Below are 25,851 nucleotides of genomic sequence, written 5' to 3'. Positions count from 1 at the left end.
GCATTCGCGGCCGACGGTCGGTGACCCCGGTCCGAAATGGTGATCAAGGACATGCCTTGTTGCCAAGGTATGGCAACAACGAGGTTTGGGAAATAGGCTGACCCCGCCGGCCCGAACGGGTCCGCTGACGCGTGGGAGGTCGCGTGGAAACCCTGGCGATGCACATCTCGAACGGGATCATCGATGGTCCCGTCGCAGCGGTCTTCGCGGCGCTCGCCCTGGCCGCGCTCACCGGCTGCGTCCTGCGCGGCCGGCGCGACCTGGACGACCGCCTGGCCCCGATGGCCGGCCTGGTGGCCGCGTTCATCTTCGCCGTCCAGATGCTCAACTTTCCGATCTTCACGGCCGGGGTGAGTGGCCACCTGCTCGGTGGTGCGCTCGCCGCGATGCTGGTCGGCCCGTGGGTCGGCGCGCTCTGTGTGTCGGTGGTGCTGGTCGTGCAGGCGCTGATCTTCGGTGACGGGGGCGTGGCGATGCTCGGGCTCAATATCACCAACATGGCGCTGCTCGGCACCGCCGCGGCGTACGTGTTGATCGCGGTGCTGCTGCGGGTGCTGCCCCGCACGCCCGCCGGCCTGGCGGTCACCGGGTTCGTCGCCGCGATGCTCAGCGTGGTGGTCGCGTCCCAGGGCTTCGTCCTGCAGTACTGGCTGGGCGGCACCACCGACCTGGGCGGCAACCTGGCCGGCCTGGCCGGCACGATGGCCGGCGTTCACTTGCTGATCGGCATCGGCGAGGGTCTGATCACCGCCACCACCGTGGTCACCGTGGCGAAGGTGCGCCCCGATCTCGTCTACGCGCTGCGCGGGCTGCGTCCCGCGACCGTACCCACCGTTCCGGCCGTCGGAGGTGTCCGATGAAGAACCGCTCCTGGGCCTTCCTGGCCGGTGGCCTCCTGGTCGCCCTGCTGCTGGCGGGGTTGGTGAGCAACTACGCCTCGTCCCACCCGGACGGGCTGGACTCGTCGCTGCTGAAGGGGTGCACCGTCGACGCCGATGACAACATCGTCGGCGGCAACTGCCCGGCCCAGCAGGCCCGGGATCACGAGTTGGGGGACAGCCCGCTCGCCGACTACGGGGTGCGCGGCGTGGAGAACAGCTTCCTCTCCACCGGCCTCTCCGGGGTGCTCGGCGTGCTGGTCACCTTCGCGATCGGCGCCGGAGGTTTCTGGCTGCTGCGCCGCCGTGGCGGCACGGCGACCCAGGGCGACACGGCGACGCCCGCCGAGGGCGCGACGCCGGCCGAGGGTGACGCGGCCACGTCCCGCGCCGGCGCGGCCGGCTGAGCAAGGGGAGTACGCGGATGGGTGCCGGTCACGGGCACGTGCTGTACAGGGAGTCCGACTCGCCGGTGCACCGGCTCCCACCCGAGGTCAAGATCGTGGCGATGGTGGTCTTCACGGTCGCCGTGGTGGCCACCCCGCGCGCCGCGTTCTGGGCCTTCGGCGCGTACGCCCTGCTGGTGGCGGCGGTGGCGGCGCTGGCCCGGGTGGGGCCGCGGTGGCTGCTCAGCCGGGCGCTGATCGAGCTGCCGTTCGTGCTGTTCGCCGTCGCGCTGCCGTTCCTCGGTGCCGGCGAGCGGGTCGACGTGCTGGGCCTGCGGCTGTCCGAGGACGGGTTGCACGGCGCGTGGAACATCGTGGCCAAGGGCACCCTGGGCGTTCTCGCCTCGCTGCTGCTCGCCGCGACCACCACCACCCGGGACCTGATCGTCGGGCTGGACCGGCTGCACTGCCCGCAGGTGCTCACCCAGATCGCCACGTTCATGCTGCGCTACCTCGACGTGCTGGTCGGCGAGGCGCGGCGGATGCGGGTGGCCCGGATCTCCCGGGGTGACGATCCGCGCTTCCTGTGGCAGTTGCGGGGCTTCGCCGCCGGGATCGGGGCGCTGTTCCTGCGGGCCTTCGAACGCGGCGAGCGGGTCTACCTGGCGATGCTGTCCCGGGGCTATTCCGGGCGGATGCCCGAGGTGTGGCAGGGCGACGGTGCGGCGACCGCCGGTCAGTGGCTGGTCGCGGCGACCGTGCCGGTGGTTGCGGCCTCCATCGCCGCCACCGCCGTCGTGCTGACATGATCGGTGTCGTGCAGACCGCTGTCTCGCTGGACGTACGTGGCGTTCGGTACGCGTACCCGGATGGGCATGTCGCCCTGCACGGGGTGGACCTGACCGTGCCGCGTGGGGAACGGGTGGCGCTGCTCGGGCCCAATGGCGCCGGTAAGACCACGCTGGTGCTGCACCTCAACGGCATCCTCACTCCGACCGAGGGCAGTGTGAGCGTCGGCGGGCTGACCGTGACGCCGGACCGGGCCACCCTGTCCGAGGTGCGCCGCCGGGTGGGCATCGTCTTTCAGGACCCGGACGACCAGCTCTTCCTGCCCACCGTGGCGCAGGACGTGGCGTTCGGGCCGGCGAACCTGGGCCTGCGCGGGGCGGAGCTGGCCGCCCGGGTGGACGAGGCGCTGGCCGCGGTGGGGATGAGTGAGCACCGGGACCGGGCGCCGCAGCACCTCTCCTTCGGGCAGCGCCGCCGGGTGGCGGTGGCCACCGTGCTCGCCATGCACCCGGAGATCCTGGTGCTGGACGAGCCGTCGTCGAACCTGGACCCGGCGGCGCGGCGCGAGTTGGCCGAGATCCTGCGCGAGCTGCCGGTGACGCTGCTGATGGTGACGCACGACCTGCCGTACGCGGCGGAGCTGTGCCAGCGCTCGGTGATCCTGGACGGTGGCCGGATCGTCGCCGACGCCCCCACGCTGGACCTGCTGGCCGACTCGACGCTCCTGGCCCGCCACCGCCTGGAACTGCCGTACGGCTTCGCTCCGCGCCCCTGACCGGCGGCGGGTCAGGTCCGGGCGGCGGCGGCGGTTCGGGAGGCGACGTGCAGGCGCAGGACGCCGGCGGTGGTCGCGCCGGCGCCGATGATCAGCACCAGCGCCACCATGACCCGGGCGACCTCGGCCGGCCAGGGCACCGGCGCGACGGACCGGGCGAACACCGCGGCGTTGGCCACCCCGGCGAAGAGTGCCAGGCAGGCCCCGGCCAGCGCCACCGCGAAGTCGGCGGCCGGGCGGCGGCCCAGCGCGTAGCAACCGGCGGCGATCGCGCCGAGACCGGTGAGCAGCGACCAGACCTGCCCGGACAGCAGCCCGACCAGGACCCCGCCCACGCCCTGGGCGCCGGCGTCCAGCTCCCGGCCCACCGGGTAGAGCACGGCGACGGCGCCGCCGGCGATCAGCAGCACGCCCAGGGCGGACAGCGCCCGGGCTCCGGCCGGCGCGGCGGCGGCGAGCAGGCCGAGCGCGCCCACCGCGAGCAGCCCGACGATGGTCACCGCCCACCAGGTGTACGCGTCCGGCGGCGGCAGCCAGTCCAGCGTGCCGCGGATCTGCGCCGGGTCGCCGCCGTCGCGCAGCGGGATCGTCCAGTCCCGGACCCGGTGCTCGCGGTCCGGCGCGGCGCGTACCGCGTCCGGCGGTTGCGACTCCCGCCACAGCGCGCGCTGGTCGTGCCAGCGCACCGTGGTTCCTTCGGCGACCCGCTGCCAGGAGGGGGTGGCCGCCGGGTCCGCCTCGGCGGGCAGCGTGGTGTCCCCGGCGATGGTGCGGTTCAGGTACGTGGCGGGGGAGCGGGTGTTCTCGAAGACCCCGTCCGGGCCGATCCGCAGGTACGGCTCACCGGAGTAGCCGATCACCTCGATCGGGCGGCCGGTGCGGTTGGTCAGCTCCAGCCGGGCGCCCGCCTCGACCACCCGTACCTCCAGCCCGGGCCGGGCCGGGGCGACGCCGGTGGTCCGGGTGCGGTAGTCGGTGGCGTCCGGGGCGTCGGCGCCGTGCGCGGCGGCGGGTGCCGCGGTGAGCAGGGTGGCCGCGCAGGCGGCGGTGGCGACCAGGCCGGCGCGGGCCAGCAGGGTACGGATCACTTGCCGGCCGCCGCCACAGCCGCGGTGAGACCCTGCGGGCTGCGGTCGGCGAGCGGCTGACCGTTGACCAGGATGGTCGGCGTGCCGGTGACGTCGCCCCGGCTGGCCTCGTCGGTGACGTGCTCGGTCCACGTCCGGTAGGTGTTGTCCTTGACGCAGCCACCGAACGAGCCCCGGTCGAGGCCCACGCCCGCGCCGATGTCGATCAACTCGTCGTCGGTGAGCCCGGCGCTGCCTTCCGGCGGTTGCCTGTCGAAGAGCGCCTTGGCGTACTCGCGGAACTTGCCGCCAACCGCGGCGCAGCCGGAGGCGGCCGAGGAGCGGGTGGAGTACTCGGTGGTGGAGAAGCGGTTGAGGTACGCCACCGGGTGGTAGACGACCTTCGCCTTGTTCTCGGTCACCAACTGCTCCAGGGTCGCCCCGCTGGTCTGCTCGAACTGTTTGCAGGCCGGGCAGAGGAAGTCCTCGTAGACGTCGACGGTGACCGGCCCGCCACCGGTGACGATGCCGGTGCCGTCCGCGTTGGCGCCGGGCGGGGTGGTGAAGTCGTCCGAGCGCTGGCTGGACCAGACGCCCCAGCCGATCAGGCCGGCGATGACCAGCACGGCGACCGCGGCGGCGGAGACCCAGACGGTGCGGCGGCGCCGCCGTTCGCGGGCCAGCTGCTGGCGGACAACCCGGGCCGCGTCCCGCTGCCCCTTGCGACTACTCATCCTCGTCCTCCACGGCGGGTTCACCGGACAGCCACCCGTCCACCGAAACGGGCGTACGTGGCCAGATCAGCAGAAAGCCGGCTAGCACCAAGAATCCCAGGTCGCGCAGGATCTCCGGGAGATAACTGGGTGCCTGCCCCTCGGCGAGCTGCCCGCCGCTGCCGAAGCAGCCGCAGTCGATGGCCAGGCCACGCGCCCAGGCCGAGGCGATCCCGGCGATGAAGACCACCAGCAGCGCGGCCGAGACACCGGCGGTGAGCCGGGTGGCCAGACCGAGCAGCAGCAGCACACCCAGCGCCAGCTCGACGAAGGGCAACGCGGCGCCGACCGCGGTCGCCACGTCGTACGGCAGCACCTGGTAGGCGTTCACGGCCCGGCCGGAGGCGGCCAGGTCGCCGACCTTCGACGCGCCGGCGATCAGCCAGACGGCGGCGAGGCCGAGTCGGGCCGCGATGCCGAGCCAGGGCCGGGCGGTGGCCCAGCGACCGACGTGGCCGGAAGGTGCTGTCACGGTCATTGGTCGTCCCGTCTCCGCCGGAAGTTCCCGGCTCAGCCGGTCAGGGCGTCGCCGACCGCCTCGACCAGGTCGTCGCGGGCCCGGGCGACCCGGGATCGGATCGTGCCCACCGGCACCCCCTCCACGGCGGCGGCCTCGGCGTACGACAGACCGAGCAGCTGAGTGAGCACGAACGCGGCCCGCCGCTCGGCGCTCAACCGGCCAACCAGGTCGGCGGCGCCGAGCTGCCCGGCCGGTTCCGGGTGCGGGCGGTCGGTGTACGCGTTCGCGGCCAGCCGCTCGTCGAGCCGACGTCGCCGGATCACCGTACGCAGGTGATCGGCGCAGGTCCGCCGGGCGATGCCGAGCAGCCAGGTACGGGCGCTGGAGCGACCCTCGAACGCGGGCAGCGCCCGGAAGGCCCGCAGGTACGTCTCCTGCGTCAGGTCGTCGGCGCTGTCCGGGTCCACCAGGGCGGCGACGAACCGCCAGACCTCGACCTGGGTCAGCCGGACGAACGCGGCCTGGGCGGTCGGGTCGCCGCCGCGCGCGGTCAACGCCCACTCGGTGGCCGGATCCCGGGCGCCGCCATCGGCCGGGTCGGCCGGACCGGCGGCACCGGTGTCACGCGGGACGGGGATCACGACAAACCAGGTTACGCGGCGCCGGGCGCGACAGCAGAGCCCTTCGGCCCCTGGATGTTCTGCGCCACGTCCGGAACTTTTCCCCGCCCTGGGCCGACTACCCCGTCATGACTTGCGACCACGTACGCGCGGCGCTGTCGGCGCGCCTGGACGAGGAGGACCCGCAGGCGTCCCCGGCGGCGCTGGACGCCCACACCGCGACCTGCGCCGGCTGCCGCGCCTGGCTGGCCCGCGCCGAGCAGGTGACCCGGCTGGTCCGGGTGCAGCCGGTGGAGGTGCCCGACCTCACCGCGGCGGTGCTGGCCGCGGTCGCCGCCGATTCCGCCCACCGGAGCCCGGCCGCCGTCCGGCGGGCCCGCCGACAGGTGCTGCGGATCGCGGTGGCGGTGGCCGCGGTGGCGCAGTTGGCCATCGCGCTGCCGATCCTCCTCGCCGGGCTGGGCGTGTCGGTGGACCCGCACACCAGCCGGGAGATGGCCTCGTTCGACGTTGCCCTGGCGGTGGGTTTCGCGTTGGCCGCCTGGCGGCCCGAGAGAGCCCGGGCCTTCCTGCCGGTGGCCCTGGTGCTGGCGGTCTGCCTGGCCGGCACCAGCGTGGTGGACATCGCCAACTCGACCACCGCGCTGATGAACGAGGTCGGCCACCTTGCCGCCGTGGTGCAGGCGGGGTTGCTGTGGGCGCTGGTTCGTACCGGCGGGAATGACCGGCCGCTCACGCCGGTGCTGGCGGCAGGGCGCGGGTGAACGACTCACCGGACTCGGGTCGCCGAGATCCACTCCCGTCGGCGAGCATGGCCAGCATGACTGTCGCCCCCCGCCGCTGGCTCGCCCGGTTGGCCGCCACCGCCGGCCTTCTGGTCACCGTCGTCCTCCTCCTGATCGCCCCGGCCACTCCCGCCAGCGCACACGCCGTGCTGCAGAGCAGCAGCCCGGCCGCCTCGTCGGTGGTGCCGAGCGCGCCGGCCGAGGTGGTCCTCACGTTCAGCGAGTCGGTACGCAAGGTTCCCGGCAAGATCCGCGTGATCGCGCCGGACGGCTCCCGCGCCGACCGGGGTGAGCCGAGCTTCGACGGCGCCGCCGTGTCCATCCCGGTCGATCCGGCCGGCGAGCGCGGCACCTACCTGGTCAGCTTCCGGGTGATCTCCGCGGACAGCCACCCGGTGTCCGGCGCGTTCACCTACTCGGTCGGCGCACCCTCGACACCGCCGGTCGACTCCGGCGACGACAGCCGGGCCAACCCGGTGGTCGGCAACGCGGTGAAGGTGGCCCGTTTCCTCGGGTACGCCGGCCTGGTGCTGCTGGTCGGGCCGGCGCTGGTGCTCGCCGCGCTGTGGCCACGCCGGCTGTCGCGCAGGGGACCGGCACGGCTGGCCTGGACCGGCCTCGGTCTCGTGGCCGTCGCCACCCTCGCCGACCTGTGGCTGCAGGTGCCCTACACCGCCGGCGGCGGCCTCTTCGAGGTGACCGGCGAGGGGTTCGGCAGCGTGTTCGGCAGCGCCTTCGGCGCCGCCCACCTGGTCCGGCTCGGCCTGCTGGCGGCCGCGGCGTTCCTGCTCCGGCCGCTGCTGGCCCGACCGTCCGGGCGCACCGACGCGATCATCCTGGCCGTGCTCGGCGGGGCGGCCCTGCTGACCTGGCCGTTGGCCGGGCACCCGGCGGCGTCCCCGGCCCCGGCGGTCTCCGTGGTGGTCGACGCGGTCCACCTGGGCAGCATGGCCGTCTGGCTGGGCGGCCTGTTGATGCTCGCGGGCTTCCTGCTGCGCCAGGCCGACGAGCGCGAGCTGGGCGCGATCCTGCCGATCTGGTCGCGCTGGGCGGCGCTGGCCGTCTCGGCGTTGCTGTTGGCCGGCACCGTCCAGGCGCTGATCGAGGTGGCCACCTTCGACGCCCTGGTCAACACCACGTACGGGCGGCTGCTGCTGGCCAAGATCGGGCTGTTCGCGCTGGTGATCGCCGTGGCCGCGTACTCCCGGCAGTTGGTGCGCCGGCGCACCGCGGCGCAGCGGCCCGTGCCGGTGCGCCGGGCGGTTCTGGTGGAGCTGGCCGTCACCGTGGTGGTGCTGGGCCTGTCCGCGACCCTGGTGCAGACCACGCCCGCCCGGACCGCCGTGACCGAGCCGTCCGGCACCCAGGCCGGCTTCTTCTCCACCACCCTGTCCAGCCCGCTCTTCTCGCTCCAGGTCGAGCTGGACCCGGCCCAGCGGGGCAACAACTCGATGCACCTGTACACGTACGCCAAGGACACCAACCAGCCGCTGCCGGCGGTGGAGTGGCGGGCGACCGCCGCGCTGCCCTCGGCCGGGATCGAGCCGATCGAGGTCCCGTTGCTGCCGCTGACGGACAGCCACGCCTACGGGGACGTCAGCCTGCCGGCGGCCGGCGACTGGCAATTGAAGATCACCGTTCGCACGTCCGACATCGACCAGGCCACGGTGACCGCCACCGTGCCCATCCGTTAGAGAGGCTCCCGAAACCCATGACCCGTCTCCGGCGTACCGCAACCGCCGCCACCGCCCTGGCGTTCACCGCCGTCGCGACCGCCGTGCTCGGCTTCGCCGGGCCGGCCTCCGCCCACGTCACGGTGAATCCGAAGGAGGCGACCCAGGGCGGTTACGCCCGGGTGGCGTTCCGGGTGCCCAACGAGAGCGACACCGCGTCGACCACCAAGGTGGAGATCGTGCTGCCGGAGAACGCCCCGGTCGGCTCGGTGTCGACGATGCCGGTGCCGGGCTGGACGGTGGCCGTGGAGAAGCGCAAGGTCGACCCGCCGATCGAGGTGCACGGCACCCCGATCACCGAGGCGGTCGCCAAGCTCACCTGGACGGCCACGGGTGACGCGGGTGTGAAGCCGGGCCAGTTCCAGGAGTTCCCGGTCTCGATGGGGCCGCTCCCGCAGGTCGACTCGATGGTCTTCAAGACCCTGCAGACCTACTCGGACGGCAATGTGTCGCGCTGGATCGACGAGCCCGCGGCGGGCGGCGAGGAGCCGGAGAACCCGGCGCCGGTGCTCACCCTGGCCGCCGCCGCGCCGTCGGGGTCGGCCGCGCCCGCCACGTCCGCCAACGCGGCCGGCGCGCCGGCCGACGATGACGACGACGAGGGCGAGGGCACCGCGGTCGGCCTCGGCATCGCCGGTCTGGTCGCCGGCATCGCCGGTCTGGTGCTGGGCGGGCTGGCGTTCGCCCGGACCCGTCGGGAGCCGGCCGCCAAGTCCTGACCCCACCGCACACCCGCTGGCCCGCCGGGAATCCGGCGGGCCAGCGTGCTTTCCGGGAACGGGACCGACCGTGCCGCGGATATCCCCTGATCAGACGGTGTACGTCGGTAAGGTCGGCCGGGTATCTGGCTACGGAGGGGGACGGTGCGAATGCGTTTCGTGCGGGGGATCGCCGGAGTGCTGCTGTTGGTGATCGGGATTCCGGTGCTGTTCGCCGGTGGCGCGCTCTGGCTCGTGACCCGGCACGCCGACCCCGGTGGGACCTTCGCCGCCCGGTTCGAGACGGTCCGCACGCCCGGCCACGCGGTGGTCGTCACCGACCTCGACCGGCTGCTGCGCCAGGAGGCGCCGTTCGCGCGTACCGCGCAGACCCGGCTGCGGGTGGACGCCCGCACGCCGGGCGGCCCGGCCTTCGTGGGGCTGGCGCCCACCGCCGAGGTACGCCGCTGGCTGGAGCCGGTGCCGCACGCCTCGGTCCGGCGGGTGGCGCTCGCGCGGGGTCCGTTGCCCGTCCGGCTCGACCCGGCCGGCCCGTCCACCGACGCCCCGACCGCCGGGCCGGTCACCCCGCTCGGTCGCCCGTTCTGGGTACGCGAGGGGATCGGCTCGCTGGAGTGGAGTGCGGACGACCTGGCCGGTGCGCCGATGAGCCTGGTGGTGATGCGACCCGACGGCGCCGGCGACCTGGCCCTGGATCTGCGCGCCGAGTTGCGGGCCGGCTGGACCACCCCGGCCACCTGGGGGCTGCTGGCGGTCGGGGTGCTGCTCGTGGTCGGAGCGGCGGTGCTCCTGCTGCGCCCGCCACGCCCGCGCGAGGTGGTCTTCGTGGTCGAGCCGGACCAGGTGCCGGTGCTCGCCGGCCGGCTCGGGGTCAGCTCGTTGAGTGGACTGGGCGGCCCGTCCGTCGGGGACGCCCCAGTGGCACGGTCCCTGCCGGCCGGGCGGCAACTCACCCCGGTCGGTTCCGGGGCCGGTGAGCGGCCGAGGTCGGCGATCGAACCGGCCCGGCCGAGCACCCTCGCCGACCTGGAGGCGCCGGCCCGACTGCCCCGTCCACCGGAGGTGGCGTTGAGTCTGGCCTGGCCGCCGGCCGCTCCGGGGCCGACGGCCCAGCCGGTGACGGTGGACGAAACGGCGAGTGGCCCTCCGCGCTGCCGACGCGGAGGGCCACCCTCACCGGGGGATCGGTGCTACCCGAGCGACGCTTGAGGTAGATGAGACCAGGTTAGCGCCGATGGTCGCTACTGGGGAGATCTGTCCATTTGGTGCGACTTTTCCACTCGTCGACCCGCCCGCACCGGCAGCGTCACCAGCAGCAGCAGGCTGAGGAGCACGTAGACGTTCTGCACGACGAAGTCCACCGGGTCATGGGTGCGGACCGGTTCCGTACCCCAGTCCTGGAACGTCACCACCCCGTAGATGATCACAGCGGCGGTGCCCAGCGCGAGTGCGACCAACCACCGACGTCGGCGTACCTCGTCCGGCCGGTCCGCGCGCAGCGCCGCGTCCGCGAGCAGCACCACCGCCGGCACGAACCAGTAGATGTGGTGGGTCCAGGTGATCGGGCTGACCAGGGCGCCGACCAATCCGGTCAACGTCAGACCCGTCAAACGATCACCGGCCCGAGCCGCGCGGGCGGCCCGCCACAGCCCGTAGCCGGCGACCACGGCGACCACCAGCAGCCAGAGCAGCCGGTCCGGCTTCTCTGGTGCGGTGAACCTGCTGAGTAGGCCGAACAGCGACTGGTTGCCGACGTAGTCGGTGCGGCCGACCCGGTCGTTGTCCCACAGCTCCTGCGTCCAGAAGCGCCACGAGTCGCCGGGCGCGACCGCCGCCGCCAGCAGGGTCGCCGCCGCCGCGGTCGCGCTCGCCACCACCGCGGCCCGCCACCGACGGGTGGCCAGCAGGTACACGATGAAGATGCCCGGGAAGAGCTTGAGCGCCGTCGCCAGCCCGATTCCGACCCCGGCCCAGCGCCGCGCCTGCGGCACCGCGAACAGCAGGTCGGCCAGGATCAGCACGACCAGCAGCATGTTGATCTGCCCGAAGGTGATCGTCTCGCGGGTGCTCTCCACCGCCAGCACCAGCAGCACGGCGACGGTCAGGGTGAACGTCCGGGGCAGGTTGTGCCGGGCGATCACCGGCAGCACCAGCCACCGCGTGGTCACCACCACGGCCAGCACGGTGAGCACCGTGAAGATCGCCACGGTGACGCCGAGCCGGATCAGCCCGAACGGCCAGAGCAGCAGCGCGCCGAACGGCGGGTAGGTGAAATACAGCTCACCCTGCACCCGATCCGGCTGGACGTAGTCGTAGAGCGGGTTCCCCGCCGTCCACCAGTCCATCGCGGACATGTAAATCTTCAGGTCGAAGAAGTTGTGCACCAGACCGGGCAGGTAGAGCGCCGGCAGCACGGCGATCAGCGCCACCACCGCGACCAGGCGACGAACCGCACGGCCGCCGGGGTCGTCGTCGGTGACGGCGGGCGGTACGACGGGTTCGGCTGGCACTCCGAAACCCTAGCGGGCTGCTCCGTCGAGAGCGCGCAGCCGCGGGTCGTGGGCGGCGCGTAGGCTGTCCCGGTGGCTGATCTCCTCGTCTGGATCGACTGTGAGATGACCGGTTTGGACCTCGGCAGGGACAAGCTGATCGAGGTTGCGGCACTGGTCACCGATCCTGACCTCAACGTGCTGGGTGATGGCGTCGACGTGGTGATCCACGCCGATGAGGCCGCGCTGGACGCGATGCCGGAGATCGTCCGGACGATGCATGCCAAGTCCGGCCTCACCGAGGAGGTGCGCCGCTCGCCGGTGACACTGGCCGAGGCCGAGGACCGGGTGCTGGAGTACGTCAGCAGCTTCGTCAAGGATCCGCGTACCGCGCCGCTCTGCGGCAACTCGATCGCCACCGACCGCGGCTTCATCGCCCGGGACATGCCCCGCCTCGACGCGCACCTGCACTACCGCTTGATCGACGTGTCGTCGATCAAGGAGCTGTGCCGCCGCTGGTACCCCCGCGTGTACTTCGGCCAGCCGCAGAAGGGCCTGGCGCACCGCGCGCTGGCCGACATCCGGGAGAGCATCCGGGAGTTGGAGTACTACCGGCGGACCATCTTCGTGCCGCTGCCCGGCCCGGACGTGGAGACCGCCAAGGGAATCGCCGCCGACCTCTGACCCGCGGTGAAGCCCGGGGGAGCCGGGAACCCGCTGGACGGGGTCGACGGCGGTGTGGCTATTATTGGTCCGCACCCCGCCCGGGGCGATTCACCGGGCGACGGCGGCATGGTGGCTGTAGCTCAGTTGGCAGAGCACCGGGTTGTGGTCCCGGTTGTCGTGGGTTCAATTCCCATCAGTCACCCAGCAGTGGATCTCGGGCCCCCTCCGACGAGGGGGCCTGAGCCGTTTGTGGGATCGAAGATCAAAGGGTCATGCGTGGATCGGCCCACATACGAAAGCTCCCTCCGTCGCGGAGGGGGCTTTCGTCGTTGGGGCTGCTCAGGCGGTCGGCGTGGGCGTCGGGGTGCCGGCTTCCGGCGTCGGCGAGGTGTCCGGGTCGGCGGGCGGCTCGTACGGCAGCGCGCTGCCCTTGACGTACTCGTCCCAGCTCATGTTCCAGTCGGTCCAGCCGTTGCCGTTCTGAAGCTTCCGCTCGGTGCCCTTGACGGTGATCGGGTCGCCGATCTGGGTGTTCTTGAACAGCCAGTCGCCGTTGGCCATGGACACGTTCACGCAGCCGTGTGAGACGTTGACACTGCCCTGCTGGCCCTCGGACCAGGGTGCGGCGTGGATGAACTCCCCGCCCCAGGTGAGCCGCTGCGCGAAATCAATCTTGGTGCGGTAGCCCTCCTCGGGGCCCAGCTCCTCCATGGTGTCGAAGACCGTCTTGCGCAGCTTCTCGATGACCACCATGGTGCCGCTGGACGACGGGGTGCTCTTCTTGCCCAGGCTGACCGGGATGGTCTTCACCACGGAGCCGTTCCGGGTCACCGTCATCCGCTTGGTCTTGTTGTCCACCGTCATGATCAGCGACGCGCCGATCTTGACGTCGACGGTGAGGTCGGCGCGGCCGTACCAGCCGTCACCCAGTGGCAGGCCGCCGGCCTGCACCCGGTAGGAGACCTTGCTGTTGGCCTTCCAGAACACCTTCGGCCGGTACCGGATCTCGGTGGGGCTGACCCAGTGCCAGATGCCCTCCTGGGCCGGCGTCGAGGTCACCGTCATCCGGCGCTGCATGTCGTCGCGGTAGTCCTCTCCGATGGCCCGGCTGAACTTCACGATCAGCGGCATCCCGACCCCGACGACCTGGTTGTCGCCGAGGAAGCTGCTCACCCGCACCTGCTTGCCCGGCTTGGCCATGGTCGTGAAGGTGTTGGTCGCGGTGGCCGGACGGCCGTCGTCACCGGTGGCGGTGACCGTGGCGGTGTAGCTCGTGCCGTACTCCAGTGCCCCTGCCGGCAGCCACGTCTTGCCGTCGGCGGCGAGGGTGCCCTCGACCGCCTTGCCGGCCGCGTCCTTGAGCTCGACGGCGGTCTCGACGGCGTCCGTCGTGGTGAAGGTGATGCCGGTGGACGCTGGCACGTCCTTGGCGTCGGTCGCCGGTTCGCTGATGGTCGCCGCCGCCTTCGGCGCCGGACTCTCGCTGCCGCCCTGCCACGAGGACGGCTTGCCGCCGTCACTATCCGTGCAGGCGGAGGTGAAGGCCAGTGCTACGGCAAGAAGCCCCGCCGCGAATACGCGGCGTCGCCCACCGGGCCGGATCAGCTGGTCGTGGCTAGCTCGCATGATTCCCTCACAGTCGTGGTCCCTGACCCATCGTCCTACTGACGCACCAGGACTGGTCCCGGTTGCCGAGGGTGAACCGGAACACGCCGACGATGATGCCGGAATTTTGTTAGAATCCGGCGATTCGTGAGCCTGGCTCGTCTCCGTGCCGGGACTGAGGGGTCGCCGCGGGCGCCGTCGCGCCGCGGGCAGTGCAAAGAGTACGCGCCGGCCCGTACGGTCGCACGGGCCGGCGTGGGTCGCCGGACGGCTCAGAGCGCGGGGCCGGACCCTCCCTTGGGCACCGGCAGGGCGCTGCCCTTGACGAACTCCGACCAGCTCAGGCTCCACGCCGTCCAGCCGTTGCCGGCGGCGAGCCTGCGTTCGGTCCCCTTCACCGTGATCGGGTCACCGATCCGGGTCTTGCTGAACAGCCACCGGGCGTTCGCCATCGACACGTTGACGCAGCCGTGCGAGACGTTCTGCCGACCCTGCACGTGCTCGGACCAGGGTGCGGCGTGGATGTACTCGCCACCCCAGGTGAGCCGCTGAGCGAAGTCGATCTCGGTGACGTAGCGGTTGGCCGGGTCCGGGTCGTCGCGGGTGTCGAAGGTCGTGGACTCCTTCTTCTCCATCACCACCATCGTGCCGCTGGAGGAAGGGGTGCTCCTCTTGCCCAGGCTCACCGGCACGGTGCGGACCAGCGCGCCGTTCTCGTACACCGACATCTTCTTGGTCGCGTTGTCGACCTTCATCACGAACGAACGGCCGATCTTGGCGGTGGCCTTGCGATCGACGTCGCCGTAGCGGCCGTTGCTCAGCGGCACGCCGGCCAGCGCGATCCGTACGGTGATGGTGGTACCCGGCTGCCAGTACTCCGGCGCCCGGTAGTAGGCCTGCGTGCCGTTGTCGACCCAGTGCCAGGCCCCGGGCTGCGGCGGGTCGGTGCGGACGAACATCCGCTTCTGTACCGCCGCCCGGTCCTTCTTCGGGATGCCCGGATGGAACTCGGTGACCACCGGCATGGCCACCCCGTAGCTCTTGTCGTCGAAGAGGTAGAGGCCGGACCCGATGGTCGACTTCGGCTTGGCCATCGTGGTGAAGCTGCTGGTGCCCTGGCTGCTCGTCCCGTCGGCCCCGGTCGCCGTCACCGTGGCGGTGTACTTGGTGCCGTACTTCAGCGGGGCGGACGGCACCCAGGCGGAGCCGTCGGTGCGCAGCTTGCCCGCGACCGTGCCGCCGCCCGCGGCGGTCAGGGTAATCGTGGACACCTTCGCGCCGTCCGGGAGCTTCGCGCTGATCTCCGTACTCACCGGCTTGTTCTTCGTGCCATCGCCCGGGCTCAGCGCGAGCGCGGGCCCGCTCGGCGCGGCCGGCGCCGTCGGCTCCGCCGTACCGGACTCGGCGCCGGCGCTCGCGCTCGGCCCGGTCCCGCCGACGAATTCCGGGTTCTTCTGCTCGTCGCCGCATCCGGTCAGTGCCAGCGACGCCACCAGGGTCAGAGCGCCCACCACCGCCCCGGCTCGCGTGAACCGTGCCATCCCCACCTCTGTTCTCGCGTACCTGGCGGACATCGTGCCGTATCACGACGTCGGCGCACGCCCCCGTCACGGACGCCCTGGACGGTTTGACCCTTTTTGCCCGGTAAGCTCGACCGAAGGGGGGACCCGGGTAACCGGATTGGAGCCCGGCTCGGCGGGGTGCTAATGTTCTCTCCGTTGCCGACGAGCGCCGCTAGCTCAACTGGCAGAGCAGCGGACTCTTAATCCGCGGGTTCGGGGTTCGAGTCCCTGGCGGCGCACCAACGATCAAGGCCCTGACCTGGTGGTTCACACCGGCTCGGGGCCTTTTTCGTGTACGGCGGTGGTGGGTGGTCGCTCGGCGGGTGCTCGGGAGCGGTTCAACCGGGCTAAGCCTGTGGCGACAGCGCTGCCTGGATTAGTAAGATCAGCTATCGGGCTGCGTGGACCCATACACCGTCACGGCATCCTCGGTAGCGGGTCGCGGCGTGGATCCAGGCCCGGCAGGGATGCCCACTGGCGACGCGTTGCTGCTGTCCGGTATCGCCGGCACGTCCGCGATCCATTCAGCGATCGCCGCGTACGACCGGTGGCCAGCTACCCCCGCGCAAACCACCACCGAGAGCCGGTAGCGAACGTGGCGGCCATGCCCGTCTAGCTGGCATCAAAAACGGCGCTTCCGCTCCAGTCTACTTAAGTCGGACATCACCACGATGTTGCCGGGGCCCTGGCTCTCTGCCGGTGCGGCGATTGGGAAAGACACGCTACCCTCTTAGCACGAATTCGGGGAGATCGCGGATGACCGAAGGCGATTCGTCAATCGCTAAGACGCACAAGGGACGTATTCAGTTCGATGTTCGCTAGGGAGAGCATGAACGAGATTTCAGGACTACCCGAATTCTGGGAGGAGTTTTGTTCCCTAGGAAAGGAAGTTGACTATTTTGTAACCGCCCGGCTATTCGACGGGACACCCGCGGCATGGCCTCACGAGCTTAACTACATCAAATGGCGGCATCGGGTTGCAACCGAACTTGGCGTCGACCCTATGGCGGTCCAGCTGGTCGGAAGCGCCCGTTTGGGCTATTCGCTCAACCCAAGAAAGAACTTTAGGAAGTTCCATGAAAGCTCGGACTTGGACATCGCGGTGATCTCGCCAGAGCTGTTCGATCGAGCGTGGGGCGAGCTCCGAGATATCATCGAGGACGAATTCTTTTCCAATAAGAAGAACTATCTCCGGAAGCTGGTTTTCGAAGAATGTATCGCCCTCGACGTCATACTGCCTCGCCTATCTTTCGGTGAGCGGTGGTCACGGTCGAGAGATAGCTTCATCGAGGACCTCGGCGAGGCTTTCATAAATTGCGAAGTCAATTATCGACTGTACCGCAACCATAAGTCACTCAGGGTCTATCAGGTGAAGAGTGTGAATATCGCGCGGAATCGCGCGATCGAGGAGGGTGTGCACAATGGCTGATCACGGGCTCAAGTTCGAGATCGAGTCGAAGACTGTAGCGGAGTTTCGGTCGCTGAACAAATCCGGCGAACTTATCCTTCAGCCTGAGTACCAGCGTCAAGCAGTTTGGCCCGAACGGGCCAAGGTGTCCTTGATGGAGACCATCCTCCTCGGATATCCAATCCCTGAGATCTATCTCGCTTACGAGACCTCGCCGGAAGGTGAGCAAAAAGCTTCCGTTGTTGACGGTCAACAGCGCCTTACCTCACTGCTTGGGTTTTTGAACAACAAATTCCCGCTGGATGGGCTAGAGGACGAAAAGCTGAGGGAGAAGTTCGAGGGGTTGTTGTTCACGGAACTCCCTGACGATGTGCGTCAAGAGTTCTTCCAGTACCGTTTCCCGATTCGGCGCCTATCGAACCTTGCCGATGAGTTCGTGCGCGCAGTTTTCGCCCGCGTCAACAGGGTTAATATGGTGCTAACGGAGCAAGAACTCCGAAACGCTCTGTTGCCTGGCCCGTTCAACGATTTTCTGAAGGACTGTGTGGCTCACCCAATAAGCGCGGTGTCCGGAGTTTTCAGTGGTGAGCGACGCAAGCGGGGCGGTGACCTAGAGTTCTATGCCGAGGTATTCGGCACCTGCATATTCGGGCTGTCCAATAAAAAGACTGAACTTGACGAGCGCTATGACAAAATATCCGCAGATTTCGAAGATTACCAGGATCGTTCAATAGAATTCCTCGCGCTACTGACGTTCCTGAAGAACACTATTAAGTGGGCAGGCAGAACCAGGTGGTCGAACATTGTCGATATGTTCACGCTGCTACATGTTTCTTGGGGGCTGCGGGAGCAGTTCGGTAATGCCGACGCGGTTCAGACGGAGCAGATTCGGGATTTTCTGGACCTATTTCAGCGCGCAGTTTCGGCCAGGAAGCGAAACAGTGAGAACGGTGAAAGCGCCGACCTCACCGCATCTCTTTCAGTAATGCTCGAAATGGCACCAGAGGAAGTTGATAAGGCCATCGAAGGCTATATGGCAGGTATTAGGAATTCGTCCGACCTGGGGTCACGCCGAATTCGCTCCCAGCAGCTAGGATCTTTACTTCTGAAGAAGCTTGAGAATTGAAATGAACGAACTGTTGTGACCTGTGATCATCTCGAAATGAGCTGTTTTCTGTGTTGCGGTTCGCCGCGGTTTGGTGTAGGGCGAGGGCGGCCTGGTTTCTCGCGGTAACGCGGCGCGGGCGGCGGGGCACTCCGGAGCCTGCGCTTGATCCCATGAGGGACACCGTGAGGGCTCATCGTGGGTCTTCCGGATGCCACCCCAAGCGTCGACTCTGGATGGGCGGTCGACTCGACCGCCATCGACCGCCATTGACTTGATGTGACGGCGCGGATGCGCTGTGCTGACAGGTGGTCGTCGTCCGATTGGAGGTGATCGTGGCCGCGCAGGTGGATCCCGAGTGGTGGAGTTCGGGGCTGTGGAATGGCCGACCGATCAGTGACTTTCTGCGACGACGGGACATCACTGCCGTCTTCCGCTTCCTTCACGCCCGGGGCGTGTCCTACGGCAGGATCGCGGCTCTCGTCAGCGTCTCGCCCCACCGCGCTACTGAGATCGCCAAGGGCGTCCGGCAGGTTACCGCGTACGACGTATTAGAGAGGATCGCGGTTGGTTTGAACATTCCGCGTCCGGCCATGGGGCTCGGGCGCGACGAGGACAGCGTCATGCCGCGTGACGCCAGCCGCGTGGCCGGGGAGGGCGGGGCGGATCGATCGCCTGCCGGCGTGGGGGCCAGCGAGGTCGGAAGTCTGGTCAGACTCCGTCTGGGACTGGACGAGGCTCTGGCGGCGTCGAGCGTCGCTTCTCGGCAGCTTGAGCTGATCGAGCAGGCTGCTGGCGAGCACCTGAAGGTCTATCCCTCAGCTTCGCCACAGAGCATGCTGTCGCTGCTGGCCGCCGACTGCCGAGAGGTTCAGGTGCTGTCGCTTCGGCGGCAGCCGGCGGCGGTCCAATCCCGGCTGTCCGAGGTGGCGGCGCTGCTGGCGACGATGTGCGCTGATGCGTTGATGAGGCTCGGGGATGTGGCCGAGGCTCGACGGTGGTACGGCACGGCGATCCACGCGGCGGACGACAGCGGGCAGGCCCGAATGAAGGTACTCGTGCGCGCCCAGGCGGCGATGCTGCCGTACTACTTCGGGGATCCAACCCAAACCGTCGCCCTGGCTGATGCGGCTCTGGCAGTCACGCCGATCGCATCGTCGCCGAGTGCCCTGGCAGCTGCGGGCCGGGCGCGTGCCCTGGCCCGAATCGGCGCCACCGAGCAGGCGCGGTCGGCCATCGATCAGGCACGCCGGCTGTTCGATCAGGCTGGCGACGGGGACACTGACGTGGCGTTCAGGTTTCCGGCGAAGCGGCTGCTGTTCTACCTCTCCGGGGCCCACACGTGGCTCGGTGACACGGCTGGGGCGTACCGGATCCAGGACGAGGCGTTGCGGCTGTACGGCGCGGCTCCGGCCGTACCGATCGACGTGGCGCTCATCGCCCTGGACCGGTCGATGTGCCTCGCGCAGGACCGGCGGGCGACCGAAGCGGCGCTGACCGCGCGTGATGCCGTCGCGGACCTGCCCGAGACGCAGCGTACGGAGATCATCCTGACCAGGGCCAACGACGTGGCCACGGCGATCCCCGAGAAAAACGGGCGCGGCGAGGTCGCCAGCTTGACGGATTACCTACGGGCGTGCCGCGAGCGCGCCCGTAGTCTTGGGACCACAGCCGCACTCGGTCCCTAGGAGCCCCATGTTCGTCGAGGCGCGCACCCGGCCGGTGCTCGCCGAGGTGTGTCGTCTCCTCGGCTACCCCGACTCGAACGCGATCCTGCTGCGGCACCACACCAACGCCGTCTACGCAGTCGGTGACGTGGTCGTCAAGATCGCCCCGGGCGATCATGACCTGGAACGGGTGCGCGGGATGGTGGCCGTGGTCGACTGGCTGGTGGCCCGAGGTTTCCCCACGGTGGGCCTTCATCCGGGCGTGTCCCAGCCGATGCGGGTGGGCGGGTACGCCGTTACGGTCTGGCAGCGTTTGGACCCGGCACACGACGACCCCATCACCGTCTCCGAGCTCGGAAGCCTTCTCCGGGACCTGCACGCCTTGCCCGCTCCGCCGGTGCCGCTGCCTTCACTGCGACCGATCCACGGCATCGAGCGGGCCGTCACCCGTTCGGAGATCCTGAACGGCAAGGAACAGGATCTGCTGATGGGCCGGCTCGAGGCGCTGGCCGCCGGCTGGGAGGCGATGCGGTTTCCCCGCGGCACGAGCATGATCCAGTCCGATCCGCAGATCCGCAACGCGCTCCGGCGTTTCGACGGCACGCCCGTACTGGCCGACTGGGACGGCGCCGCCCTCGGGCCCCGGGAGTGGGACATCGCCACGGTCGCTGTCCACTGCCGCCGGTTCGACCCGCCCGGTCCCGATGCCTTCGCCGGCTTCACCGCCGCCTACGGCTGGGATGCCACATCCTGGCCGAGGTTCGAGGAGCTGTGCCAGCTCCGTGAGCTGCAGATGATCGCCACCAACGCTCGCAAGTCCCGGCCCGGAACCGAGGCCGCCGACGAGGTGCGCCACCGGATCGCTGGCCTCGTCGACGACCCGGCGGAACTCCGCCGCTGGCAAATCCTCTGAACCGAGTCTCGTAGGGCGGGCACTGCCTGTCCTCTCCGCGTTGGCGCAGGCGGGACACGGTGAGGCCCACCGTGCCCCACCACGCTGGGTCTATTTCCGGCCGGTGCCGGTAGCGATCGTGGACGTCAGGAACACGTCGGCGGAACGGTCCAGGAACATCCTGACCCCCATGGCGCGCCGACGGGCCAGCGGCAATGTCACGCCAGGGAGACCCAGATGGATGTGCCGATCGGCGACAGGTCGGAACGCGACCCGACGCACCGGCAAGTGCTCGCGCCGGGCGCTCCGTCGACCGCACGGGTGACTCCCCGTTCGCGTACCGCCAGCAGGGCTGCGTGGGCGGGTGACGGGCGGTCTGCTCCCAGCCGCCGGCCTACGGCGGTGGGCTTGCCGGAATGCCGGCAAGCCCACCGCACACACGCGCCAGCACCGACCGGGAGCGGGCTATGACGGTGTACGTGTCGCGTTACGCGGCGACCGGCGAGCTGACGACAGACCGCGCAGCCGCAGCTGCGGCGTCGGCGCGGCGGGGCAAGACCGATCCGCCACTGCTGACACACGTCTGGCGGATCGTGTTCGAGCGGCAGGCGCGGGAAAGCGACCGCCGATGAGCGGCGACGGAGTGTCTGCCGCTCAGACGGACCCGGAACTGCAGTCGGAGCATGTGCCGCTGCGTCCGCTCTGGCTGTGCCGGGCCTGCGGGCAGCCCTGGCCCTGTGGACGGGCCAAGCTCGCCCTGTTGACCAGCTACCAGGGCAGCCGGCTCAACCTGCTGCTCTACCTGTCCGGCTGCCTGCACGAGGCCATCGACGACCTGCACCGACTCAACCCGAGCACCACCGGCGACGTCAGGCACCTGTTTGACCGCTTCCTCGGCTGGCCGGCCCGGCATCGCCGCCGCCCGTCCACCGCCGAACCGCAGAGACCGGAGGAGACATGACCGGCCGGGAGATCGGGATTATCGCCATGACAGGGCAGCCGGCCATCGCCGGGACCTTCCACACCCTGGTCCTGCAGCCCACCAGCTTCTGCAACCTGGACTGCAGCTACTGCTACCTGCCCGACCGGCGCTCGCGCCAGCTCATGTCCGTCTCCGTTGCGACCGCCTGCGCCCGTTCAATCGAGCAGCAGGACAGCGCACATCCGGTGAGCGTCGTGTGGCACGGCGGCGAGCCCACAGCCACCCCGATCGACGTCTTCCATGAGCTGCTCGCTCCCTTCGAGGCTCTGAGGCGGGCTGGGAGGGTGCGCCACGAGATCCAGACCAACGCGACGCTGATGAACGAGCGGTGGTGCGATCTGTTCGCCGCCTACGACTTCGCGATCGGCGTCAGCATCGACGGGCCCGGCATGCTCAACAGGAACCGGCTCGACCGGGCCGGACATGCGACGACGGCCCGGACGATCCGCGGCACGCGTGCACTGGCCGAGGCCGGCCTGCCGTACTCGGTGATCTGCGTCGTCACACCCGAAACCATCGACCACGCCAATGACCTCGTCGAGTTTTTCACCGCACTGCCGGGATGCGAGTCGGTGGGCTTCAACATCGAGGAACAGGAAGGCGCCGCCCGCACGCCGGTGCCGGAGGAAGCCGCGTACCGGTTTTGGAGTCGACTCGTCCGGAACCGACTTGCCGGTAGTCCGCTGCGGATCCGCGACCTGGATCGCTTGGCCGACTACCTCGGCGCCACCCGCGCCGGCCTCACCGACCACGGCCCGTACGAACCGATCCCCACAGTCGCCCACGACGGCCAGGTGGTTCTGCTGTCACCGGAACTGCTGGGTATCAAGAGCCCGCGGTACGGCGACTTCATCGCGGGCAACGTGCTCGGTGAAGCGATCGGCGACATGGTGGCCCGCGCCGGTGAGTTGCGATACGTCGCTGAGTTCGTGACGGCGCTCAATGACTGTGCGGACCGCTGCGCGTTTTACGACTTCTGCCGGGGCGCTCAGGCCGGCAACCGCTACTTCGAACACGGCAACTTCACCGCCCGGGAGACCGGTTACTGCCGCACGACTCGGCAAGCCCTGATCCGCGCCGCCGCGGATGACCTCACCCCTCAAGGAGGACCGTCATGACCAACGCTTTCGCTGCGCTTCTCGACGCACCGTCGGACCGCCTCGCCCTCCTCGGCGTCGACCCGCAGCGCGCGGTAGCGTCGATCGACGCGGCGAAGTTCGACAACCGACCCGCCTGGGACAACAAGGGGAAGTTCGACAGCCGCCCCGGCTGGGACAACTGGAACAAGAAGAAGTAGCCCGCCGACCGGCGGCTCGAGTCGACGCGCGGGGTGGCGTGCCCACCCCGCGTCCGAACAGGTTGGAAAGACATGCGTACGACCACCGTGGGCGACGTGACGATCCTCCTGCCCGACCTTGACCCGGAAGACCTCGACCAAGTCAGCGACCTACCCGACGACGACCTTCACGACGGCCTCGTGCAGGACGCTTCCTGGCGAGGTCGACAGATCGCCGACTGGAGTATCCGAGGCTGCCGGATCACCGGAGCGGATCTCGGTGAGATCGCCTGGGAGGGTGGTGCCCTTTACGGCTGCGAGATCGTCCAGACGGACCTGTCCGGAGCGGCCCTCACCGGCGTCAGCATCGAGCGGTGCTCGGTCACCGGCTCCCGCCTCACTGGAACCCGACTCATCGACGTTCGCCTGAAAGACGTTTTGTTCGACAACTGCCGGTTCGACTACGCCACCCTGAACCGAGTCAGCGCCGCCGGTTCGGTGGCCTTCATCGACTGCACCCTCGTCCACGGCACCTGGTCATCCTGCCGGCTCTCCGGTGTTGTGTTGCGGTCGTGCGACCTCAGCGATCTGGAACTGGACTCCTGCCGTCTCGACGGCGCTGACCTGCGGGGCAGTCGACTGCACGCCTTCGCGGCATCACTGGACAATTTGCAGGGCGTCGTCCTCACCGAGGAGCAGCTTCCCGAGCTGACCCGGATGGCCATCGACGCCCTGAGCATCGACATCCGTGCCGACGCGGCGCGGGGCCACGACCGCTGACGCCGCTACCGGCTGCGGCTTTGGTTGAGGCAACAGCCGCGAGATCGAGCGAGTGGCCAGTTCGTCGCAGACACCGTCCACGGCTAGTCCGGTCGTCTACCTGGATGGGCCCTTGGCGCATAGCTCGTTACCGAGGGAAGACGCAGGAATGACCCGCTGGCGTTGTTACGTTCAGTAACAGCCGCTTCGGCGCGTGGCGCGTCATCGCCGAGTCGGGACGAGGCTTGTCGCGTGCTTCTGGAAGATCGGCGCCGCAGTATGGCGCTAATCGTGGAGATCAACTAGTGGCGGTCCGATTTGACCGTACTGTGTTTTCTGTCCTCAACTCTTCGGCTGATTCACTGAACAGTGATCTTCAAAATCGACCCCAAAACCACGGTTTGGATATGTGGGTGCTCGCACGGCCCGCTGACGCGTCGCCCAGCGGCCCGCGGCGAGCGCTGTCTCCGGTCACGGTGGCCCTGAATTTCGGTATCCCGGTTGGCGCATTGAATACTCTCTGTTGCGGTCTTCGGGAACGGGGTGTCGGACTGTCGGCACCCGGAGGGATCATCGGGGGATGGGTGAGCAGGGTGCCACGCGGCGGTTGTCTCCGCGGCCGTGGCGGATCCTGTCGTACCTGGCGCAGCATGGTTCCGCGTCGACGCTGGACGTGGCGCTTGTCTGTGCGGTGTCGCGGCTGACGGCTCACCGGGATCTCGTGTGGCTGCACGAGGCGGGACTGGTGCGCCGCGAGCGCTCGCCGGAGGACCGGACCCATACCTGGTGGTACGGGGTCACGGCCGAGGGGACCGACGTGCTCCGCCGCGCCCTGACGGGATCGGGGCGGCCGGTTCCACTGCGGTTGGGTCAGCGGTCCTCTGGTGTGGCGGATGCCCTGTTGTTCCTGCCGTTGGTCGAGGTGTCGCGGCGCAACCCGGGGCGGTGCGAGCTGTTCCAGTGGCTGGCGACGATGGAGACCTCGTCGTGGTTGCGCCAGCACGACCTGGCGCAGCTGCGGGCCGACGGGTACGGCGTATGGCTGCAGGACGGGCGGTGCCTGCGGTTCCTGGTACACGTCGACCGTGGGCCGATCGGCGACGTTGTCGCCGAGCACGAGCGGCCGGTGTCAGGGCTGGGTGGACTGCTGGCCGGCTACCGGCGTGCGGACCGGCTGGTGCCGGTCGGGGTGGTTCTTCTGATCGCGCAGGATGCCGAGCGGGAGGACCGACTGCGGGCCGACCTGCTCCGCCGGCCGCTGCGGAACGTTCTCGCTACGACCACGGAGCAGTTGTTGTATCGCCAATGGCCGGACGAGCAGGTATGGCAGGTGCCGGGCGAGAATGGCCGGCGTCGCCTCATCGAGGTCGGATCCTGACCGCACCACGTCACGATGGATGCCCCTGCCGCCGCCAACGCCAGCAGCACGGTCTGCGGTGCTGGACCTCACCAACGGCAGTCCCGAGTGGCACACAGCCGTCAAGCGCAGCAACCGCGACGGCATGGAGCTCGCACTACCGCGCCTGCATGAGCCAGCCTTCAATGACAGTGAAGTCGTGCTCGGTCAGCCCGCGGCTTGGGTCGACCCGATGTAGCAAGGCCGGGCCGTGGTGATGAGTCGATACCCATTGCTGATCGGCGTGGGAGATCTCGTCGTCGACCCAGACGAAGGGGCGTCCCTGCGCCCACTCGACCAGCCCACGGGTCTTCCAGTGCACGGGCCCCATCTCGTCGGAGTCGGGCCAGCCCAAGACGGGCAGAGGCGGCAACCCCAGCAGCGGCGCGAGCACGTCGTTCGCGTCGCTCATCCAGGTCGTCGCCCACACCAAGTCACACGGCAGGGCCTCCAGCCGGCGGCCGTGTCCCGGATCGATCTTGTGCAGCAGGGGATGGGGATCGGCCGGTAGAGCCGGTGCGACGGGGCGACGGGGCGACGGGGCGACGGGGCGACCATGTGACATGCCCGGCCCAGCCGCCGCGGGTGTGCCGAACGGGATGAGGGTGCCGTCCACGTCAAGGAACAGCAACGGACGCGGCGCAGGGGCGGACATGACCCTAGAGGCTAGCCCTCACCCCGCCACCGGACCTCCGCGCTTTTCCGCGCCATTCGTCTCGCCGATGCTCCCGGCGGCCGGCACGCGTGCGCCGCTGACGGCGACCAAGGCAGGGGCGGCGCCGGGATGCATCTCTCACCGGATCCTTTCCGCTCCGGCGGCGCTGTGGTCATCCGACCACGCCAGCAACATCACATCCCACAGGTTCAACCAAGGAGTTCTCGTGGTTTCGTCGGCACCTTTAACTACTGCCGAAGGCATTGGCAGTGATGAGTTCGGCTTGATCCCCGTTCGGGGGTCGGGCTTCAGGGCCCCGGCAAAGTCGTGGCGGTGTCTGACTTGAGTGGACTGGAGTAGAAGCGCCGTTGTTGATGGCAGCAAGACGGGCATGACCGGTTCAG

The 25,851-nt window shown here is 69.5% G+C and carries 28 protein-coding genes and 2 tRNA genes; 21 read left to right on the top strand and 9 right to left on the bottom strand.

The genetic code is table 11. The features are described 5' to 3' along the window. Positions 1–143 precede the first annotated feature (143 nt). Genes ACWD6N_RS07735 through ACWD6N_RS07720 form a run of 4 tightly spaced genes read left to right on the top strand, consistent with a single transcriptional unit; the run spans position 144 to position 2,828 of the window. On the top strand, positions 144–860 hold the full coding sequence (locus ACWD6N_RS07735; RefSeq protein WP_449938389.1) for an energy-coupling factor ABC transporter permease: 717 nt from the start codon (positions 144–146) through the stop codon (positions 858–860). Next, complete coding sequence (locus ACWD6N_RS07730; RefSeq protein WP_450004552.1) at positions 857–1,285, top strand: PDGLE domain-containing protein; 429 nt, start codon at positions 857–859, stop codon at positions 1,283–1,285. Before ACWD6N_RS07735 ends, ACWD6N_RS07730 begins: the two co-directional genes overlap by 4 nt. Before the next feature lie 17 nt (positions 1,286–1,302). Further along, on the top strand, positions 1,303–2,073 hold the full coding sequence (gene cbiQ / locus ACWD6N_RS07725) for a cobalt ECF transporter T component CbiQ (RefSeq protein ID WP_074317458.1): 771 nt from the start codon (positions 1,303–1,305) through the stop codon (positions 2,071–2,073). Then, a complete protein-coding gene (locus ACWD6N_RS07720; protein ID WP_450004551.1) occupies positions 2,070–2,828 on the top strand; it encodes an energy-coupling factor ABC transporter ATP-binding protein in 759 nt (252 codons plus the stop codon). The genes cbiQ and ACWD6N_RS07720 overlap by 4 nt, the downstream gene beginning before the upstream one ends. An 11-nt stretch (positions 2,829–2,839) precedes the next feature. Here the strand turns inward: ACWD6N_RS07720 and ACWD6N_RS07715 are convergent, their stop codons facing one another. The 4 genes from ACWD6N_RS07715 to ACWD6N_RS07700 are packed head-to-tail and all read right to left on the bottom strand — an operon-like array spanning position 2,840 to position 5,769. Further along, positions 2,840–3,916, bottom strand: a complete 1,077-nt coding sequence (locus tag ACWD6N_RS07715; RefSeq protein WP_450004550.1) for a hypothetical protein — start codon at positions 3,914–3,916, stop codon at positions 2,840–2,842. Beyond that, a complete protein-coding gene (locus tag ACWD6N_RS07710) occupies positions 3,913–4,629 on the bottom strand; it encodes a DsbA family protein (RefSeq protein ID WP_387326859.1) in 717 nt (238 codons plus the stop codon). Before ACWD6N_RS07710 ends, ACWD6N_RS07715 begins: the two co-directional genes overlap by 4 nt. Continuing rightward, positions 4,622–5,146: a MauE/DoxX family redox-associated membrane protein gene (locus ACWD6N_RS07705; RefSeq protein ID WP_449938376.1), complete on the bottom strand. Its 525-nt coding sequence runs from the start codon at positions 5,144–5,146 to the stop codon at positions 4,622–4,624. Before ACWD6N_RS07705 ends, ACWD6N_RS07710 begins: the two co-directional genes overlap by 8 nt. Positions 5,147–5,178: 32 nt before the next feature. Further along, the gene (locus ACWD6N_RS07700) at positions 5,179–5,769 is read right to left on the bottom strand and encodes a sigma-70 family RNA polymerase sigma factor (RefSeq protein ID WP_450004549.1); all 591 of its coding nucleotides are present in this window, start codon (positions 5,767–5,769) and stop codon (positions 5,179–5,181) included. A 107-nt stretch (positions 5,770–5,876) separates the two neighbouring features. Here ACWD6N_RS07700 and ACWD6N_RS07695 point away from each other — a divergent pair, with 107 nt between their 5' ends. The 4 genes from ACWD6N_RS07695 to ACWD6N_RS07680 all read left to right on the top strand — a co-directional run bounded on the left by ACWD6N_RS07695 (position 5,877) and on the right by ACWD6N_RS07680 (position 10,194). Then, on the top strand, positions 5,877–6,512 hold the full coding sequence (locus tag ACWD6N_RS07695; protein ID WP_450004548.1) for a zf-HC2 domain-containing protein: 636 nt from the start codon (positions 5,877–5,879) through the stop codon (positions 6,510–6,512). A 47-nt stretch (positions 6,513–6,559) separates the two neighbouring features. Beyond that, entirely contained in the window at positions 6,560–8,227 is a 1,668-nt protein-coding gene (locus ACWD6N_RS07690; protein WP_449938372.1) for a copper resistance CopC/CopD family protein, read from the top strand. Positions 8,228–8,244: 17 nt separating this feature from the next. Then, a complete protein-coding gene (locus tag ACWD6N_RS07685; RefSeq protein WP_450004547.1) occupies positions 8,245–8,985 on the top strand; it encodes a YcnI family copper-binding membrane protein in 741 nt (246 codons plus the stop codon). A gap of 150 nt (positions 8,986–9,135) precedes the next feature. Next, the gene (locus ACWD6N_RS07680) at positions 9,136–10,194 is read left to right on the top strand and encodes a hypothetical protein (RefSeq protein ID WP_450004632.1); all 1,059 of its coding nucleotides are present in this window, start codon (positions 9,136–9,138) and stop codon (positions 10,192–10,194) included. A 32-nt stretch (positions 10,195–10,226) separates the two neighbouring features. Here ACWD6N_RS07680 and ACWD6N_RS07675 read toward each other — a convergent pair whose 3' ends face one another. Continuing rightward, positions 10,227–11,495 (bottom strand): glycosyltransferase 87 family protein, encoded by a 1,269-nt coding sequence (locus tag ACWD6N_RS07675; protein ID WP_354967989.1) that lies wholly within the window; start codon positions 11,493–11,495, stop codon positions 10,227–10,229. Positions 11,496–11,567: 72 nt separating this feature from the next. Between ACWD6N_RS07675 and orn the strand changes: the two genes are divergently transcribed. Beyond that, a complete protein-coding gene (gene orn / locus ACWD6N_RS07670; RefSeq protein WP_354967990.1) occupies positions 11,568–12,158 on the top strand; it encodes an oligoribonuclease in 591 nt (196 codons plus the stop codon). 111 nt (positions 12,159–12,269) lie between these two features. Then, positions 12,270–12,342 (top strand) — tRNA-His (locus tag ACWD6N_RS07665). Between the two features lie 137 nt (positions 12,343–12,479). Here the strand turns inward: ACWD6N_RS07665 and ACWD6N_RS07660 are convergent. Together ACWD6N_RS07660 and ACWD6N_RS07655 are read right to left on the bottom strand one after the other, a co-directional pair. Next, positions 12,480–13,766 carry a L,D-transpeptidase gene (locus ACWD6N_RS07660; RefSeq protein ID WP_354967991.1) on the bottom strand — a complete coding sequence of 429 codons (1,287 nt, stop codon included), beginning with the start codon at positions 13,764–13,766 and terminating at the stop codon, positions 12,480–12,482. Positions 13,767–14,017: 251 nt separating this feature from the next. Further along, positions 14,018–15,286 carry an Ig-like domain-containing protein gene (locus ACWD6N_RS07655; protein ID WP_450004546.1) on the bottom strand — a complete coding sequence of 423 codons (1,269 nt, stop codon included), beginning with the start codon at positions 15,284–15,286 and terminating at the stop codon, positions 14,018–14,020. A 187-nt stretch (positions 15,287–15,473) separates the two neighbouring features. On the opposite strand from ACWD6N_RS07655, the gene ACWD6N_RS07650 reads away from it, so the two are divergent. The 11 genes from ACWD6N_RS07650 to ACWD6N_RS07600 all read left to right on the top strand — a co-directional run bounded on the left by ACWD6N_RS07650 (position 15,474) and on the right by ACWD6N_RS07600 (position 24,774). Then, positions 15,474–15,549 (top strand) — tRNA-Lys (locus ACWD6N_RS07650). A gap of 587 nt (positions 15,550–16,136) precedes the next feature. Beyond that, entirely contained in the window at positions 16,137–16,736 is a 600-nt protein-coding gene (locus tag ACWD6N_RS07645; protein ID WP_450004545.1) for a hypothetical protein, read from the top strand. After that, entirely contained in the window at positions 16,729–17,841 is a 1,113-nt protein-coding gene (locus ACWD6N_RS07640) for a DUF262 domain-containing protein (RefSeq protein ID WP_450004544.1), read from the top strand. Before ACWD6N_RS07645 ends, ACWD6N_RS07640 begins: the two co-directional genes overlap by 8 nt. Positions 17,842–18,149: 308 nt before the next feature. Beyond that, positions 18,150–19,508: a hypothetical protein gene (locus ACWD6N_RS07635; RefSeq protein WP_450004631.1), complete on the top strand. Its 1,359-nt coding sequence runs from the start codon at positions 18,150–18,152 to the stop codon at positions 19,506–19,508. A 7-nt stretch (positions 19,509–19,515) separates the two neighbouring features. Further along, positions 19,516–20,400, top strand: coding sequence for a phosphotransferase (locus ACWD6N_RS07630; protein WP_450004543.1), 885 nt, complete (start codon positions 19,516–19,518; stop codon positions 20,398–20,400). Between the two features lie 446 nt (positions 20,401–20,846). Continuing rightward, entirely contained in the window at positions 20,847–21,011 is a 165-nt protein-coding gene (gene amcA, locus ACWD6N_RS07625) for a multiple cyclophane-containing RiPP AmcA (RefSeq protein ID WP_450004542.1), read from the top strand. Next, positions 21,008–21,340 carry a hypothetical protein gene (locus tag ACWD6N_RS07620; RefSeq protein ID WP_450004541.1) on the top strand — a complete coding sequence of 111 codons (333 nt, stop codon included), beginning with the start codon at positions 21,008–21,010 and terminating at the stop codon, positions 21,338–21,340. The genes amcA (ACWD6N_RS07625) and ACWD6N_RS07620 overlap by 4 nt, the downstream gene beginning before the upstream one ends. Then, positions 21,337–22,479, top strand: coding sequence for a cyclophane-forming radical SAM peptide maturase AmcB (gene amcB / locus ACWD6N_RS07615; RefSeq protein WP_450004540.1), 1,143 nt, complete (start codon positions 21,337–21,339; stop codon positions 22,477–22,479). The genes ACWD6N_RS07620 and amcB overlap by 4 nt, the downstream gene beginning before the upstream one ends. Next, positions 22,476–22,658 (top strand): multiple cyclophane-containing RiPP AmcA, encoded by a 183-nt coding sequence (gene amcA, locus ACWD6N_RS07610; protein WP_450004539.1) that lies wholly within the window; start codon positions 22,476–22,478, stop codon positions 22,656–22,658. Before amcB ends, amcA (ACWD6N_RS07610) begins: the two co-directional genes overlap by 4 nt. A 72-nt stretch (positions 22,659–22,730) precedes the next feature. After that, positions 22,731–23,417 (top strand): pentapeptide repeat-containing protein, encoded by a 687-nt coding sequence (locus ACWD6N_RS07605; protein ID WP_450004538.1) that lies wholly within the window; start codon positions 22,731–22,733, stop codon positions 23,415–23,417. Between the two features lie 559 nt (positions 23,418–23,976). After that, positions 23,977–24,774 (top strand): DeoR family transcriptional regulator, encoded by a 798-nt coding sequence (locus ACWD6N_RS07600; protein WP_450004537.1) that lies wholly within the window; start codon positions 23,977–23,979, stop codon positions 24,772–24,774. 136 nt (positions 24,775–24,910) lie between these two features. On the opposite strand, the gene ACWD6N_RS07595 is transcribed toward ACWD6N_RS07600, so the two are convergent. Further along, positions 24,911–25,447, bottom strand: a complete 537-nt coding sequence (locus ACWD6N_RS07595) for an HAD domain-containing protein (protein WP_450004536.1) — start codon at positions 25,445–25,447, stop codon at positions 24,911–24,913. 138 nt (positions 25,448–25,585) lie between these two features. Next, positions 25,586–25,851: hypothetical protein (locus ACWD6N_RS07590; RefSeq protein ID WP_450004535.1), on the bottom strand; the 266-nt coding region annotated here is incomplete at its 5' end.

This window comes from Micromonospora sp. NPDC005163 (assembly GCF_053599835.1).
The sequence above is the reverse complement of the archived record's forward strand: the minus strand, read 5'-3'. Positions and strand labels throughout refer to the sequence as shown.